A 14,326-nucleotide genomic window follows, 5' to 3' on the forward strand; every position below is an offset into this window, starting at 1 on the left:
AAGCAAGAGCGCGCCCGCCAAGCCAAACGGCCAAGCAGCGCACTCTTGCTATTTTAGTTCATGTTAGTTCCAGAGCCCTGCGTTTTCGAGGTTCTTTTTCCCTTTGAACGCGAGGATGATCAGAACAATATTGATTAGCAGCATGGCGATGATCGTGTAGAGGACGATCGTGTAGCTGCCAGTCAGGTCGAATACGAATCCATATCCAGGCAGGGCAACGATGCCGGCTAAGGCCAGGCCGATGGCAGCTGCCGCGAAGATTTGGCTGTATTCTTTTGCCCCGAAAACAGCTGAGGTCACGAGCGGTCCCAATGTTCCGATCGAGGAAGTAACGAAACCGAAAATCCCGATTGCGAGGCTGAACAGTACCCGATTTTCCGGAACGGCAATCAACAACACAATTGAAATCAAGCCGGTAAGCATCGAGAAAATCGCGGTGTTTTTCGCACCGATTTTATCAGTGAGGAAGCCGAATGCCAATGCGCCGACGAGCATGCCGATCATGAACGCGCCCATTACTTTTCCGGCGAATTGGATATCATAGCCAAGGCCAATCGCATATGGCGCGATGTGCTGGGCGAAGCTTCCGATCGCTGTCATGAAGAAGAAGAATAAAAGCAACGCATAAAATGCCAATGATTTTTTTGCCACAGCCATCGTGACGCCTCGGTTCAGGTCAGCCGGCTGCGATTTGCTCGCGGAATCTGACTGGTTCCCATCCATACCGTATGGAAGCATACCTTTATCTTCCGGCTTCATCCTGATAGCTAGCAGCACGACAGGAATAACGATGACGATTGCCGCAACACCAAGAATCATGTACGTATGGCGCCAGCCCTGGGTGCTGATCAAATCGCCTGCGATTGGCTGGATGATTGCACCAAAGGCGCCTACTGCCGCCATCATGATGCCCATCGCCAGGCCGTTGTTCTTTTTAAACCAACGGTTGATGATGACCGGTCCGGCCATTTGCGCGACAAAAATTGATCCAATTGCCATTGGCACAGAGAAAATGTACCAACCCCACACAGAGTGCATGAAACCAAACATTGCAAACGAACCCGCCTGCAAAATAATCGCCGCAATCAATAAGGCGCGGATATCATATTTTGCCATCATTTTACCGGCAATCGGCAAAAAGATCATCGTTGCGATCGAGGAGATACTGAAATACAGCGTCAAACTCCCCATTCCAATTCCCAAATCCTGTGTGACTGGAGTCAAAAATAAGCCCCCGGCATTATTAATTCCTCCCCTGGCAAGGCCGATCATAATCGACAGTCCGAGAAGTACCCACCAAGCAAAATGAATTTTCCCCTTTTTGTTCATTCCCATTATTTCCCCTTGTTTTTAAATTCTAGTTGTTAGATAGCCGGATCTTACCGCAGTTTAATGGATCCGCCATCGACCATGATTGTTTGGCCGGTAATGTAATCAGAATCATCGCTCGCCAGGAATACGGCTACACGGCCGATGTCCCCTTCAATTTCACCAAGTCTGCGAAGCGGAATTTTTGCCAGCATGCCTTGGTAGTATTCAGGATTTTCTTCCGCCCATTGCAGCATGCCAGGTGACTTGGCAATTGGCGCGATAATGTTGACGTTGATGCCGAATGGACCGAATTCGTTAGCTGCCACACGGGTGATTCCGCGGATTGCTTCTTTTGCGGCAACGTAGGAAACTTGGTTGGCGTCTCCGTTAATTCCAGCACCTGATGCAAAATTGATGATTTTACCCTTTGATTCTTTCAAATAAGGCAGTGCTGCCTGCATGAAGTAGAACGTTGGATAGAAACCTGTATTAAATGATAGGTCAAATTCCTTTTGTGTTGTTTCCTCGATTGAAGACATTTTTGAAGCGTGCGCATTGTTGACCAGGATATCGAGTTTCCCGAAATGGTCAACGACTTCTTTTATGATTGCAGATATTTTGCCATGCTCCATCAAGTTCGCCTGGATAAAAATCGATTCCGGCTGATACTCCTGGAGCTCCTTGATTGTTTGGTTGCCAAGCTCGGCGTTTAAATCGATGATCGCTACTTTAGCGCCCTCTTTAACAAAAGCGGTCGCCATCCCCTTACCGATCCCGCTAGCACCGCCGGTAATTATTGCTGTTTTCCCCTGAAGTCTGCTCATTGTGCATTCTCCCTTTCCCCTATGTTGGTGGTGTTTATTATTCTGCAATACCATCATAGTATTGATTGATTGATAAATCAATCAATAAAAACTGTTTTCACCCCCAATTTTCCCCTTTATCTTTGCCGAATTGGCAACCTTGGGCATTTTTGCCAAATGGAGGGTGCTTTCATTCAAATTTTCCGGCTATGGAATGCTATAATTAAAAAAGTATAAAGTGACGATGAACAAGTGAGGATGGAATAACGTTATGGCAAAAAGCGAGGAACAAAATAAGATCATTCGCGATCAGCGGTATGAAGAGATTGGCAGTGCCGCATTAAAAGTATTTGCGCGCAAAGGGTTCGCTGCCACTAAAATCAGTGATATTACGGCTTTAAGCAAAGTAAGCTACGGACTTTTTTACCACTATTTCGAGTCGAAGGAACATATTTATGAAGCACTCATTTTTAACGTGCTTGACATGTTTATCGAAACTGTCGAAAAAGCCGAAAAGAAAAGCGATTCGCCCTGGGAGCAGCTCTCCTGGTTTACGGAAATTACTTTTGCCGGATCTCTGGAGAAAGCGTCCGACCGGCATCTTCTCATCATCGGAGCTCTGAAATCCGACCCGGCGTCTGAAGACATTAAAGAAAAAATGATCGAGAAATATTTAACTGCCGTGAAGGGAATCGCCCGGATTATCGAAAATGGCCAGGCACAAGGCCAGTTCATGGACGGAGACCCGTTGGAACTCGCCGTCAACTATATATCCCTTTCCCAGGGGCTGACCCTGTGGAACGCCCGCGACCTTTACCCAATTGAGTTTTCCGTCGATAAAGTCATGCGGCATTTGAAGGCTTAAAGGATATCTGGGAAACTTGAGCAAACCTGTTCGCGTGAAAAGCTTTCTATCAAAAAAAACAGCCCCGTTCGCTTTTGCGGATGGGGCTGGTTGTTTTTAATGCTGTTAGCCACAGACGTTTGAAAGATAGATGCTATGGTTTAATCACAATAGTTATCATTTCTCTGCCATTTTCAATTCCTTTCATACGAATGTCTGCCTTATTTCCTTTTGATGTTTCCACTTCAAATCCTTTCCCGTTCTCAAGCTCGCCGTAGGAGTAATTTGCGATTTCGCCGCTCGTTTTCATTTTGGCTAGCTCGCTCTTGTAAAAGTCCGCGAAGTATCGCTCACTCACATAAGTCGAATAAAACGGCGAACATACATCCTGCTTTCCGTGAAACACCGTCCTTTTTGGAAGGGGGATAGTCAGCCCCACGGCCTCATAATCATAGTAGTCGCACACAAATTCCTTGCTTGGGAACAGAAAGCTCTTTGCAAAAGTATTAAACTCGTGATTCCAATAATAGACCTGGACAACAGCGAAAATCGGAAGTGCCACCGTCAAAAACAATTTGATCATTCGCATATCCTTTTTGACAATGATGATGCCTGTGACGACCACCAATCCTAACGCCATCAAGAACGTATAGGGTATATACATAAGACGGTACATCAGAGTTCAGCCCCCAACCCACATATGTAATAACAATCTAAATTTGGTTACCGTGAAAAACTTTTAAAATAAATTCCCGCTCCGGCACTATTAATCGGTGGTACGATTCCAGGAAAGCTTTGTTATCATACGGAGCCTCATCAACGGTAACTTCAACCTTCCCATCTTTAAAGGAAATAATCGCATACGGAGCCGCAGGTTTACTGCTGCAGCCAAGAGAACCCGGATTCAGGTAGATCCTGTTATCCGTTTTAAAATAGTGACGGGGATGATGATGGCCGAACAAGATGACATCCTCCTGCTTGTCATGAAATAGCGATTGAATGTTTTCAAGGGAAGGCTCAACGATTGAACTGAACGGATCCTCGCAGATTGGCACATTCATTCTTTCCATATCAATCTGGTAATGGATGAATAGCAATTGTGTACCTTCAATCTTCGTATTAATGAGGCGCGGTAATGCCGCCAATTTGGGAATAAATGACCGATCGATTCTATCAAGAATCCATTGATGGTGCTCCCTGACGTGTGAATGGCTTTGGGGATATGCCTGTCCGCTGGCCAGCGCCAATATTGCTTCATCGTGATTACCGGTAATCATCGAAAGATCGTTCCGGGAAAACAGCATATCCAGCACTTCATTTGAATCCGGACCGATGCCAATCATATCGCCTAAGCAATAAATATGTTCGACATCATGTTTATTTTCCAGCTCATCCAGAACGGATTTCAGTGCTGGTGCGTTGCCGTGGATATCTGCAATAATTCCGATTCGCATCAGTGAATGCCCCCTTTACCAATTCCATGTCTATTGGCGTTTCCAAACCCTCTGAACTTCTATCAGTTCATTTTTGGCAAAAGTACACTTGTAGACATCCGGCATATCAAGTCTTTTCCAGAAATTGAAGTCATATTTATTGTCAAAGAAGTTAATGATCAGCACCATGATATTTCCGTGCGTCCCTATCGCAATGTTATTTCCTTCATACATTTCAAGCACTTTTGACAATGCCGTAATCCCGCGTTTTTGGGCGGTAAGATTTGATTCGCCGCCTTCCCAGGAAAAGGCGGGGTCTTCCCACACTTTTGCAATTGCGGCAGAAAAGTCCTCTACCGGTTTCGCCGATAAGGTCCGTTCCTTGAAACCTTCCTCGATGAAGATCTCCTTCCCATTGAGCTTTGCGAGCCCCTCGACGGTTTGGTTTGCCCTTTTGTATGGGCTGGATATTATTACATCGATATTTTCATTTGCAAGAGTTTTGCAGATATGATCCGCATCAGTGAAACCCACCGCTGATAATGGCCTCCCCAGTTCATCAGGGGTATAGGTTGAATGGGCGTGCCGCACAAAGTATATATTCGTTTGCAAAATAGTTCTCTCCCAATCTATCGTTGTTCCTCTATAGATTCTCCTTTTGGAAAAGAAAATCCTTCCAATGGCGGCCCACGCCCTTTGGATGCATCCCGGCCTGTCCCCGCATACTATTTTTTTCATACAAAATAGCGTTGACTCTTTGAGAATCAACGCTTCTGTCTTCTATGCTTTTGCCCCGATATACAGCAAGTGCTGGCTTGTTCCCATCAGCCGTTCATCGGTGCTTAGATGATAACCAAGTTCTATCCACTTTCTGTACTCCGTTTCATCCAATGAATTAATTTCTGCTTCCTTAGAACCCAATATATTTTCAATCCCTGCAAAAACAAGCTCTCTTAACCCAAAGCTTGCCATAAAGTCTTTTGCAGCTGTGGGGTCGACGAAATAGGCAGTTGTGAAGCCGGTTCCCTCTTTATTTTCTCCATTTTGCAAATAGCCCAATAACCCCTGAACCGATTCAATTGAATATAAATGCGACAAAGTGTCCTGGATTGGCGCATAGCTTGAGATAAAGGAGGCTATGATGATTCCATTCGGCTTCAATAATTTTAACGCCTCTTCAACAGCCTTTCGCCGATCTGATTCTTCAATTAAATGGTATAGTGGCCCCATGAGGAGGATAACATCGAATTGTCGGTCAACTTCTTCCAATTCCAATGCATTCCCGTGAATATAGCCTTCTAAAGCGAGGCCTTTTTCTACGGACTTTCGCTTTGCCACTTCAATATTTTTTCTTGATAAGTCCAAAAGAGTCACTTTGTGCCCTTTTTCCGCCAAATACATCGCATACCTGCCTGGCCCGCCGCCAATATCAAAGATGCTTAGATTCGGCTCTTTAATATACTCATCGAGAAACCGTTTCGTCATATCGAACTCAATTTTATGGCGCCGCAGCCTTTCCCACTCATCGTACTCAACATCATACCAATACTCGATTTCGTTCATGTTCCGGCCCTCTTCTCAAGGTTTTACGATTGATGGATCCTAGCACCTCACATACTTACGCTTAAAGCCAATCCTTCCTTTATCAACCCCAGTTTGTATGGTTTCGTAAGCATTGAGAAAGCTGCTTTTTTTGTTGTCCCGTTTGACTTCTACTACCCCGACTGCCTGCGCGGTTTCAACTGCCTTCTCATGAAGCGGCACAAATGAAATCCCAACGGTGTAGAGAAAATTATTCATAGAAGATTTCGTTCGTTCTGGGACATCGTGAATCGTATTTTTCACCTGCTCGAGCATCCCGGAAATCTTCTCTTCTGAAAACTCGGTGTCTGGCCGATTGCCTAACAGCCAGCAGTAGCAGCTCCAGCCAGCCGACATTCTCAGCTCTTCACCGCTAGCGATCCATTTATCGGCAACTTCCTGCGCTATATCGGACTCTGACAGAGTAACGGCCACGACAAAGTCAGACAGCATATAAAAATACGCCCCATCCATCCAGCGGTTATAATCAGACTCCGTCATCGCTTTCGGGTCGGCAATAATGCCTGCAAAATACATGGCGTCATAGTTCCCGGTCGCATAAAGCTCCTCCGCCAGCGGTTGGTTAATCTTTATCTTCTTTGCAATCGGCTTCATCGCCCCAGTCGCCACGCCAAATAACGGCTCATGCGCGCCATTGGATATATAGATTTTCTTCATCCGTTCCTTCCCGAGAGCCTCAAGCTCCTGCATAACCATCTCAAAGTTCAACATCGAGCACATCCTTGTAATAAGAGTTTTCCCGCTTTTTTACATTGACTTTAGTTTTACAAAAAACAACCTTTAGCCAACTCATTTCCTGAAATTATTCTTGCAACGGCAATTTCTAAATCACTTTTCATTCCCCATCGAGGAACTCCATTCTTGGGAAGCCGTTCCGGTTGGCATCCATACGTATTCTCAGTTGCCCTTGCCAGTCGGTGAGCTGAACATTGACGTCTCGATTCTCAGTTTTTCCCTACTTCTTGAAGATTGCTGTCAACAATCCGTAAACGCCAAAAACCCCTTCAGCTTGATCGATTTGCCTCATTTTCCTTATTTCGACTACTTTAAAATCCTTGAAGATTCTTATCAATTTTTCTTCGGTGAAGCCCAGGCCACCTTTCAGGCTGCGCAATCGGTACACTTCCCAATCCGAAATATCGGCTCCGCCAAGCCCCCCACCCTCGACAAAACAAGTAAGCGTGAAGAATCCACCGGGCCTTAAAGCATTATTTACCAAATTAAGATAACTCATCCTGCGGTGGGGTGCGATATGGTGAAAGCAGCCAGAGTCGTATACAATGTCATACGCCTCTTCTTCAATATCCAGTTCAAAAATATTTTCTTCTAGGAAATTAACGGTTACATTCCTTTCACTTGCCCGTTCTTTCGCCCATTTAATCGACTCTTGGGAGGAATCAACCGCATCAACGCGGCAGCCTTTTTCAGCGAAAAAGAAGGCGTTTCTGCCTGGCCCGCAACCCAATTCCAGGACTTTCCCCGGCTTGAGAAGATTTTTCTCAAAGTACTCCACTAAATTCTCATCTGGCACATTGGCGAAAAACGGCACTTTTCTGTCCCGGTCGGAGTAAAAAGTATCCCAATTGAAACGGGACTCTTCCTTCAATAATTCGTCCAGCATCAAGAGTACATCTTCATAGCTATCAATAACTTCTTTCAAAATAATCCCCCATTACAATTACCATTTCATGTTACTTAACGGCCTTTCCCCATCAATTTAACAACCGCCGCCTTCATAGTGTTTGCCATCTGTTGATCGCATGTCTTCTTTCGGCGGAATCCAGCCTCCTTGGCAAATCTTTTTTTCATCCGCGACATGATAAAGATACGTCCAATCTGCTTCATTGGCGAAATTCACTTTGAAATACGAGCGGCTATTTTGTCTGCCTTCCTCCCTTGTAATGGTCCATGTTTCCCCAGGAAATTGGTGTTCTAGATATTGAATGAGGTACACTTTCTTTTTAGCAATCTGATTTTGAAAATAATAGGGCCTTATGGCAAAAAACAAAATAATCAGCGCGATGATCGATAGGGTAAAAATCGTCCCCTGTTTCCTGGTCCTTTTCGGCAAAAAAAGGACAGCTAACCCGAGTAAAACAACAATTATACCTGACACGGTTATTTCTATTACGGTTATTGGATGCATGTCATTCCCCCAACCCATATTTGATCAGTTGTTAGGCCTGCTATCTAAACGGCCGCCGCTTTCCGAGGAAAATCTCCCGCTATCCCCATCGGCCGCAAAACGAAAAACAAGAGATTTGCACCTGAACCAAATTGCCCCTAATTTTTGCAAAAACAAAAAGCCGCCGGTTGGGCAGCAAATTGGTATTCGGCATACTGTTCTTAAGCTCTCTCCATTACAGCGAAATAATTCTCTTCCCCATCAGCAAAATTAAACACACGTCCGCCTGGCATGGTGACAATCTCGCCGACCTTGATATTTTTCGATACTAAATCGCTGTACAGTTCGTCGAGATTCTCTGTGAAAAACATTAACGATGGTGTTCCTAGATTCAATTCGGGGGACATTTTTGCGATAAACTCCTTGTTGTGGAGGACGATGGTTGTTCCCATGCCATTTTTAGGTGCAACTTCAATCCATCTGAATCCCTGTCCGTTGTCTTCCTCCGCAATCACGTTAAAACCAAGCTTTTCCGTCCAAAAATTCACTGCCTCATCCTGATTGTTCACATACAGCATAACCTGGCCGAGTTTATTGATCATATGTGGTTCAGCTCCCCTCTACATACTCTATGTATTATTCTTTATTTTTCTTGAAATTCCTTCTTTTCTAATCATTTAATCCCTTTCCTTCAAGGATTTTCGGCGTGTTTTTCTCAATCCTGGAGACCCGGGTTTTAGACTGTTTCGGTTGGGAAAAATGAAGGATATAGGCTCTTTGCCTTCCTGGCGTCAGTGCTTCGAACGCAGTTTTCAAGGCGGAGTTTTCATTGAACTTTTCTTGAAGTTCTTCTGGGATCGCGTATTCTTCGGTCTTCTTTAACTCCACTTTCAGACCAGCCTTTTCCGCTGCAACAGCCTCCAGTATGTATTCCTTAATGATAGATTCCAACTCAATGATTTCCTGGACACCGGTAAATCGGATTTGCCGCGCCGCCTGCACATTCTCCGTTTGCTGGATCAGGACTCCATGCGGGTCCTTCAACAAAGCACCCTTCGGAAACAAAAGCGCACAGTATTCCTTGAACCCATGGATTAAAACGACATTCTTATCCTCATACGTATAACACGGATGCATCCACTTGAACTCCTCCGCCAACTCACAATCAAGCGCGATCGCCCGTAACCTCCCGTACTCTTCCTTCCACTTCGTGGCCTTACTTAAAAACTCTTCCACCTTTGGATTCAACCTATGCATCATCATACTCCCCCCGTTCTTACGCTCCTAAGAATGAGGCAGGGGACGGTTCCAGTGCCTCTTTCCTCGGATTATACTTTAGTAATTTCAATAAATTATCTGCATTTCCTTTAAAATTGAACGCCAGGAGCCGATTTTTTTCATCGAAAAGGAGTAAGTACGGGTTTTCCTGACCGGAAAATACGATAATGGTCTGGCTGACTGGCCCTTCGTACAATGGGGTTTTTACCGTTACACTTGGTTCCAAAGGGACTTTGATCATAAACCCTTCTTTTGGAACAGGATTTATTTTTGGAAAAACGCTTGTGATTCCGTTCAGGTATTTCCTGACCTCCCACTGCACTCTCGGTGTGGATTCTATGGTCTTGACGACTTTTTCCTTTCGGATATCAAAAATTTCTATTTGTTGAGTCGGTTGCGCAGCCGCGTTTGTGGTTATAAATAACAGGATTATCAAGCTTGCGATTAGTTTCTTTATCATGGACTCCACCTCGAAAGTAGTATTCCCAAAACGATATGTTGCTCACCCAGCCTTTTTAAAAATTCTCAGGAGGTGAAATAACTATGAGCGGTTGCAGTGGGACTTATAATTGTTTAGGAAGCTGGTGGAGGCTTTGGAAGTGGTTCACTGTCCCGAGGGTAAGTGGCTGCGGACAAGATGCAGCTATTTTAGCGAATAACTGTCCGAAGGTTGAGCGGCTTCGGACAGGCGGGCGGACATTTCCTCTTTTGCTGTCCGAACATGGAGTGGCTTCGGTCAGCCGCTGGCTTTTTTGGCGAATCACTGTCCAAAGAATGAGCGGCTTCGGACAGGCGGGCGGCTTCATTCGTTCAAATCACTGCAAGTTTTTGGTCATGATAAAGTCAAATTGCTCTTCATCGCCCATAAAAAACGAGTGGACTCCCGTTTGAACAAACCCCATTTTTTGATAGAAGGCAATTGCGTTTTCGTTCTTTTCCCATACGCCTAGCCAGACTTTCTTTTTATCGTGTTCCCGCGCCATTTCGATTGCTCGATTAAGTAAATTTTTGCCGAGGCCGTGTTTTTGATATTTGCTCCTGATGTAAATCCGCTCGATTTCAAGTGCGTTTCCGCCCATTTCTTCTGTTTGGGCATCATTTATGTTCACCTTTAGATAACCGACGAGTTCTTCATTATAATAGGCAAAAAAGAATTCCGAGGAACTGTTGTTTAGCTCTTTTTCTAATTGTTCGAGGTTGAATGCACGTTCCAAGTAGGCCTTCATATTTTCGAGTGAATTCTGGTGCCCAAATGTCTCCTCGAATGTTTCATAACTAATATCCTGGAGGCTTTGCAAATTTTTAAGAGTGCATTTTTTAATCTGTAAAGTCATATTTGTCTCCTTTGAACTGTGGATACTAACTCCTGATCATCTATTTCAATATTAATACAACGCTCCTAAATTAGAAAATTCAATTCAGTTTCATTAAAGTTTATTGGGTAGTCGAAGCCCGGCCTCCACAAAAAAATGCATCCCCACATTTGCAGGAACACATTTGTTCATCAGGTTTTTCTTTTGCAAAGAACATTACAGTATAAATAACTTTTACCTTCCGTCGATTAACGGTTATTGTCTTTGAACAAAATGCCCCGTGCCATTGGGCAGATTCTGCAGTTCTGTTCTTAAAAACCGCGGGTACAATTCTAGGTTTTCGAGGTCCTCTAAAGGTGTCCATTTGTAAATCAGCCGGTCACCTTCCGTCCCATGAAACGGAGTTGTATTTATTTCCCTAGATGACCTAATTGGGGTAACCAAAAAATACAATCTCATTTCATGAAAATCCCTGCCGCGATATTCGAAAAAGTTTTCGATAATCAAAACCAATCTATGTACGTTCATGTCGATACCTAATTCTTCAAGGAATTCCCTTTTTATACTCGCCTGGGCCTCCTCGCCAATTTCGACTCTCCCGCCAGGCAGGGACCAACTGCTATCATTTTTATCTCTATGTAGCAACACATGCCCATCTTCAATCCAAACACCCGCAACGCGATAATTAAACACTGCTTTTTCAGTAGCGAACACTACATCCACCGAGGAGCCCCCTTTTCCAAAATTTAACCACTCATCATCCCCGACCAAATAATTGAAAAGATGATAAAGCCAAACATAATCGCGCCAAGAACCGTTTCATGAAAGACATCTTCACCCTTTTTTATTTTCTTGGCAATTGTTACGCATTTAATAAAAAATATAATTGCAATAATTGGCGTTAGAAAAGCAAAGATATACTCCATGATCATGATATCTCCCCCCGCGGAATGAAAATAGCGTTAACCTCCCCGGATCAACGCTTAGCTCGTTTCCTTAACGGTTATTATCCAAATCACTGTCGAGAAATGATTTCTTCATTTCTTTGACCTCAACTTTCCCCTCAAAATACTGCCCCACGACAGACTTGTTAATGCCATCCCTGACTGCTTTTGAGATAACAAGGTATAGAACAAATAGTACGCCAGCCCAGAAAAGAAGAAAAATAAATTTTGATATTCCGATAGACATCATGTCACCCCCATTCTCATATTAACTTATTTTTACATTCAACAGATATAATGAATTGAAAAATTTTACAAGTTTGTTTGCTGTTTTAGGACGACTTAGAACCCGAACAACAACGTGCAGCCGGGCCTTCGCGTTCTAAAGGACGATTTAGAACCCGAACTGCTGCTGGCAACCAGGGCTTCGCGTTCTAAAGGACGACTTAGTGCCCGAACAGCTTTGAGCAACCCGGCCTTCGGGCTCTAAAAGCCAACTTAGTGCCCGAACAGCTTTGAGTAACCAGGCCTTCGGGATCTAAATGCCAACTTAGTGCCCGAACAGCTTTGAGTAACCAGGCCTTCGGGATCTAAATGCCAACTTAGTGCCCGAACAGCTTTGAGCAACCCGGCCTTCGGGCTCTAAATGCCAACTTAGTGCCCGAACAGCTTTGAGCAACCCGGCCTTCGGGCTCTAAATGCCAACTTAGTGCCCGAACAGCTTTGAGCAACCCGGCCTTCGGCTCTAAAAGACAACTTAGTGCCCGAACAGCTTTGAGTAACCAGGCCTTCGGGCTCTAAATGCCGACTTAGTGCCCGGACAGCTTTGAGCAACCCGGCCTCCGGGCCCGACTTAGTGCCCGAACAGCTTTGAGTAGCCGGGCCTTCGGGCTCTAAAAGCCAACTTAGTGCCCGAACAGCTTTGAGCAACCCGGCCTTCGGGCTCTAAAAGACAACTTAGTGCCCGAACAGCAAAGGACAACCAATCCTTCGCGTTCTAAAAGCAATTTTTATACAGTTCAAGGATTAAGGTCGTTCTTTTGGACGAAAAAATGCGCTCCCGCATAATTGCGGAAACGCATTAGAATGAAACAGTATTTTTTGCAAAAAGATCTCGAAAATCTAGTTCGACTTAATCAAATCAATGAACAATTCCATCTTGTTGTCGAGGAATTCGAGGGTGGTTTCGTCAATGAACCGGCCGGTTTGGGCGTCGAATTTCTGGTTGGCGAAGCCGATGAGCACTTCGTTGCCTGCCGGCGGAAGCTGTTTTGCCTGCTGCGCTGTCAAGATCTCACGCAGGTGCAGCTGGGCGCGGATTGTTCCAAGCGTTCCCATCGTGACGCCCATAGGGAAGACTGGTTTGCCGATGAATACCTTTTCGACGCGGGATGACCAGTCAAGCGCGTTTTTCAATACGCCAGGGATGGACCAGTTGTATTCCGGAGTAAGGATGATGACGCCGTCCGCATTGGCGATTTGCTGTTTAAATTCCCTGACGGACTGCGGCGGATTATTTTCTTCGTCCTGGTCATAATGCGGCAGGGAGCGGATGTCGGCGATTTCAATGTCGAGCTTGTCCTGGTAGCGTTCCTGCATTGTTTTTGCGAGGTACATGTTTAGTGATTCTTTCCTGATGCTGCCTACGATTGCTACGATTTTCAATTTCATGAAGTCTTGCCTCCTGATAGGTTATCTATAATTTTTGTCAACATTTCTTGGAGTTGCGATACTTGTTCCGGACTGAGCCCGTTTGTAACAGTGCGGGTCGCCTCTTGTAAAATTGGCTCAACCGAGCATTCCAGCCGCCGGCCTTCTTCGGTCAGATGAATTTTAAACGTGCGTTTGTCGCCAGGGTCAGCCACCCGCTTGATGTAGCCCTTCTTCTCCAGGCTCGCGACCATGCGGGCGATATTGCCTTTATCCTTTTTCAGGCACGAGACTAGTTCATTCGGCGAAACCCCATCTTTCTCCCAAAGCATCATCATGATGAGATTCTGCTCAGGCGCGAGGTTGAACGGTTCCAATTGCTTCTTAATATAATTCGCTAGCGACAAATCGGCATTCCGGATCAAGAGTCCTACATGTCTATTTTCATTCAGGACCTCCGCCTCCTCGAAAACGTTGTATAAATAACGTTGATATATCAACAATAATATTTTAAGTATCTCACATTGTCAAAAGAATAAACCTGGATGTAAAAAACACGCTTTCCAATCAAAAAAAAACAGGAAAAGGTAGCAAGCCTCTTCCCGCCCACAGTCATTAATTTTCAAAAGGCAAATCCAGCTGCCACGAAACGCCGAACTTATCATTGATCCAGCCAAATTTTCTGCTGAATCCGTAGTCGCCAATCGGCATCAGCGCCTGGCCGCCTTCAAGGAGCTTTTCATAAAGGGTTTCAAGTTCTTCTTCACTGTCACAAACCACATAGATCGAAAAGGATGGCGTGAATGAAAACTGATGCTTGACGTTACTGTCGATGCACATGAATTCCTGCCCTTTCAGTGAAAAGACGGCCTGCATGACAGTTCCTTCGTCCCCGGGTTGATTCGCTCCGTATCGGGTGATTCGTTTAATTTCGGAGTCACCTAACAATGATGTGTAAAAATTCATCGCTTCTTCTGCTTTTCCATCCTGGAACATTAAAAACGGCAATACTTTTCCCATCTA

Annotated in this window: 20 protein-coding genes; 1 reads left to right on the forward strand and 19 read right to left on the reverse strand. The window is 44.8% G+C overall.

Features of this window, described 5'->3' with window-relative positions:
• Window positions 1-63 precede the first annotated feature (63 nt).
• Together BN1002_RS17680 and BN1002_RS17685 are read right to left on the reverse strand one after the other, a co-directional pair.
• On the reverse strand, window positions 64-1,335 hold the full coding sequence (locus tag BN1002_RS17680; RefSeq protein WP_048826835.1) for an MFS transporter: 1,272 nt from the start codon (window positions 1,333-1,335) through the stop codon (window positions 64-66).
• Between the two features lie 44 nt (window positions 1,336-1,379).
• On the reverse strand, window positions 1,380-2,135 hold the full coding sequence (locus BN1002_RS17685; protein WP_048826836.1) for an SDR family NAD(P)-dependent oxidoreductase: 756 nt from the start codon (window positions 2,133-2,135) through the stop codon (window positions 1,380-1,382).
• 250 nt (window positions 2,136-2,385) lie between these two features.
• Here BN1002_RS17685 and BN1002_RS17690 point away from each other — a divergent pair, with 250 nt between their 5' ends.
• On the forward strand, window positions 2,386-2,979 hold the full coding sequence (locus BN1002_RS17690; RefSeq protein ID WP_048826837.1) for a TetR/AcrR family transcriptional regulator: 594 nt from the start codon (window positions 2,386-2,388) through the stop codon (window positions 2,977-2,979).
• Between the two features lie 133 nt (window positions 2,980-3,112).
• On the opposite strand, the gene BN1002_RS17695 is transcribed toward BN1002_RS17690, so the two are convergent.
• The 17 genes from BN1002_RS17695 to BN1002_RS17775 all read right to left on the reverse strand — a co-directional run bounded on the left by BN1002_RS17695 (window position 3,113) and on the right by BN1002_RS17775 (window position 14,323).
• Window positions 3,113-3,634 carry a hypothetical protein gene (locus BN1002_RS17695; protein ID WP_048826838.1) on the reverse strand — a complete coding sequence of 174 codons (522 nt, stop codon included), beginning with the start codon at window positions 3,632-3,634 and terminating at the stop codon, window positions 3,113-3,115.
• Between the two features lie 37 nt (window positions 3,635-3,671).
• Window positions 3,672-4,412 carry a metallophosphoesterase family protein gene (locus BN1002_RS17700; RefSeq protein ID WP_048826839.1) on the reverse strand — a complete coding sequence of 247 codons (741 nt, stop codon included), beginning with the start codon at window positions 4,410-4,412 and terminating at the stop codon, window positions 3,672-3,674.
• A 30-nt stretch (window positions 4,413-4,442) separates the two neighbouring features.
• Complete coding sequence (locus tag BN1002_RS17705; protein ID WP_048828044.1) at window positions 4,443-5,003, reverse strand: histidine phosphatase family protein; 561 nt, start codon at window positions 5,001-5,003, stop codon at window positions 4,443-4,445.
• A gap of 168 nt (window positions 5,004-5,171) precedes the next feature.
• A complete protein-coding gene (locus BN1002_RS17710; protein ID WP_048826840.1) occupies window positions 5,172-5,954 on the reverse strand; it encodes a class I SAM-dependent methyltransferase in 783 nt (260 codons plus the stop codon).
• Between the two features lie 39 nt (window positions 5,955-5,993).
• Window positions 5,994-6,701, reverse strand: a complete 708-nt coding sequence (locus tag BN1002_RS17715; RefSeq protein ID WP_048828045.1) for a DNA alkylation repair protein — start codon at window positions 6,699-6,701, stop codon at window positions 5,994-5,996.
• A gap of 247 nt (window positions 6,702-6,948) precedes the next feature.
• Entirely contained in the window at window positions 6,949-7,653 is a 705-nt protein-coding gene (locus BN1002_RS17720) for a class I SAM-dependent methyltransferase (RefSeq protein ID WP_048826841.1), read from the reverse strand.
• Window positions 7,654-7,710: 57 nt separating this feature from the next.
• Window positions 7,711-8,139 carry a hypothetical protein gene (locus tag BN1002_RS17725; protein ID WP_048826842.1) on the reverse strand — a complete coding sequence of 143 codons (429 nt, stop codon included), beginning with the start codon at window positions 8,137-8,139 and terminating at the stop codon, window positions 7,711-7,713.
• 200 nt (window positions 8,140-8,339) lie between these two features.
• On the reverse strand, window positions 8,340-8,720 hold the full coding sequence (locus tag BN1002_RS17730) for a VOC family protein (RefSeq protein ID WP_048826843.1): 381 nt from the start codon (window positions 8,718-8,720) through the stop codon (window positions 8,340-8,342).
• A gap of 67 nt (window positions 8,721-8,787) precedes the next feature.
• Window positions 8,788-9,381, reverse strand: a complete 594-nt coding sequence (locus BN1002_RS17735; protein ID WP_048826844.1) for a YdeI/OmpD-associated family protein — start codon at window positions 9,379-9,381, stop codon at window positions 8,788-8,790.
• A 13-nt stretch (window positions 9,382-9,394) separates the two neighbouring features.
• Window positions 9,395-9,856, reverse strand: coding sequence for a hypothetical protein (locus tag BN1002_RS17740; protein WP_048826845.1), 462 nt, complete (start codon window positions 9,854-9,856; stop codon window positions 9,395-9,397).
• 355 nt (window positions 9,857-10,211) lie between these two features.
• Complete coding sequence (locus BN1002_RS17745; protein WP_048826846.1) at window positions 10,212-10,730, reverse strand: spermidine/spermine N(1)-acetyltransferase; 519 nt, start codon at window positions 10,728-10,730, stop codon at window positions 10,212-10,214.
• Between the two features lie 234 nt (window positions 10,731-10,964).
• Entirely contained in the window at window positions 10,965-11,432 is a 468-nt protein-coding gene (locus BN1002_RS17750; protein ID WP_048826847.1) for an NUDIX hydrolase, read from the reverse strand.
• Window positions 11,433-11,455: 23 nt separating this feature from the next.
• Complete coding sequence (locus tag BN1002_RS17755) at window positions 11,456-11,641, reverse strand: hypothetical protein (protein WP_048826848.1); 186 nt, start codon at window positions 11,639-11,641, stop codon at window positions 11,456-11,458.
• A 64-nt stretch (window positions 11,642-11,705) separates the two neighbouring features.
• Window positions 11,706-11,903, reverse strand: a complete 198-nt coding sequence (locus tag BN1002_RS17760; protein ID WP_048826849.1) for a hypothetical protein — start codon at window positions 11,901-11,903, stop codon at window positions 11,706-11,708.
• 872 nt (window positions 11,904-12,775) lie between these two features.
• Window positions 12,776-13,318 carry an NADPH-dependent FMN reductase gene (locus BN1002_RS17765; protein WP_048828046.1) on the reverse strand — a complete coding sequence of 181 codons (543 nt, stop codon included), beginning with the start codon at window positions 13,316-13,318 and terminating at the stop codon, window positions 12,776-12,778.
• 2 nt (window positions 13,319-13,320) lie between these two features.
• Window positions 13,321-13,806 (reverse strand): MarR family winged helix-turn-helix transcriptional regulator, encoded by a 486-nt coding sequence (locus BN1002_RS17770; protein ID WP_231575054.1) that lies wholly within the window; start codon window positions 13,804-13,806, stop codon window positions 13,321-13,323.
• 112 nt (window positions 13,807-13,918) lie between these two features.
• Window positions 13,919-14,323: a VOC family protein gene (locus BN1002_RS17775; RefSeq protein WP_048826850.1), complete on the reverse strand. Its 405-nt coding sequence runs from the start codon at window positions 14,321-14,323 to the stop codon at window positions 13,919-13,921.
• Window positions 14,324-14,326 lie beyond the last annotated feature (3 nt).

It is taken from the genome of Bacillus sp. B-jedd (genome assembly GCF_000821085.1).
Taxonomy (GTDB): domain Bacteria; phylum Bacillota; class Bacilli; order Bacillales; family Cytobacillaceae; genus Bacillus_D.

Bases quoted from the DNA above. Each gene is read 5' to 3' on its own strand.
- BN1002_RS17695 (WP_048826838.1), bottom strand. From the start codon at position 3,634: ATGTACCGTCTTATGTATATACCCTATACGTTCTTGATGGCGTTAGGA.
- BN1002_RS17740 (WP_048826845.1), bottom strand. From the start codon at position 9,856: ATGATAAAGAAACTAATCGCAAGCTTGATAATCCTGTTATTTATAACC.
- BN1002_RS17690 (WP_048826837.1), top strand. From the start codon at position 2,386: ATGGCAAAAAGCGAGGAACAAAATAAGATCATTCGCGATCAGCGGTAT.
- BN1002_RS17735 (WP_048826844.1), bottom strand. From the start codon at position 9,381: ATGATGATGCATAGGTTGAATCCAAAGGTGGAAGAGTTTTTAAGTAAG.
- BN1002_RS17685 (WP_048826836.1), bottom strand. From the start codon at position 2,135: ATGAGCAGACTTCAGGGGAAAACAGCAATAATTACCGGCGGTGCTAGC.
- BN1002_RS17710 (WP_048826840.1), bottom strand. From the start codon at position 5,954: ATGAACGAAATCGAGTATTGGTATGATGTTGAGTACGATGAGTGGGAA.
- BN1002_RS17760 (WP_048826849.1), bottom strand. From the start codon at position 11,903: ATGATGTCTATCGGAATATCAAAATTTATTTTTCTTCTTTTCTGGGCT.
- BN1002_RS17680 (WP_048826835.1), bottom strand. From the start codon at position 1,335: ATGGGAATGAACAAAAAGGGGAAAATTCATTTTGCTTGGTGGGTACTT.
- BN1002_RS17725 (WP_048826842.1), bottom strand. From the start codon at position 8,139: ATGCATCCAATAACCGTAATAGAAATAACCGTGTCAGGTATAATTGTT.
- BN1002_RS17755 (WP_048826848.1), bottom strand. From the start codon at position 11,641: ATGATCATGGAGTATATCTTTGCTTTTCTAACGCCAATTATTGCAATT.
- BN1002_RS17775 (WP_048826850.1), bottom strand. From the start codon at position 14,323: ATGGGAAAAGTATTGCCGTTTTTAATGTTCCAGGATGGAAAAGCAGAA.
- BN1002_RS17745 (WP_048826846.1), bottom strand. From the start codon at position 10,730: ATGACTTTACAGATTAAAAAATGCACTCTTAAAAATTTGCAAAGCCTC.
- BN1002_RS17730 (WP_048826843.1), bottom strand. From the start codon at position 8,720: ATGATCAATAAACTCGGCCAGGTTATGCTGTATGTGAACAATCAGGAT.
- BN1002_RS17700 (WP_048826839.1), bottom strand. From the start codon at position 4,412: ATGCGAATCGGAATTATTGCAGATATCCACGGCAACGCACCAGCACTG.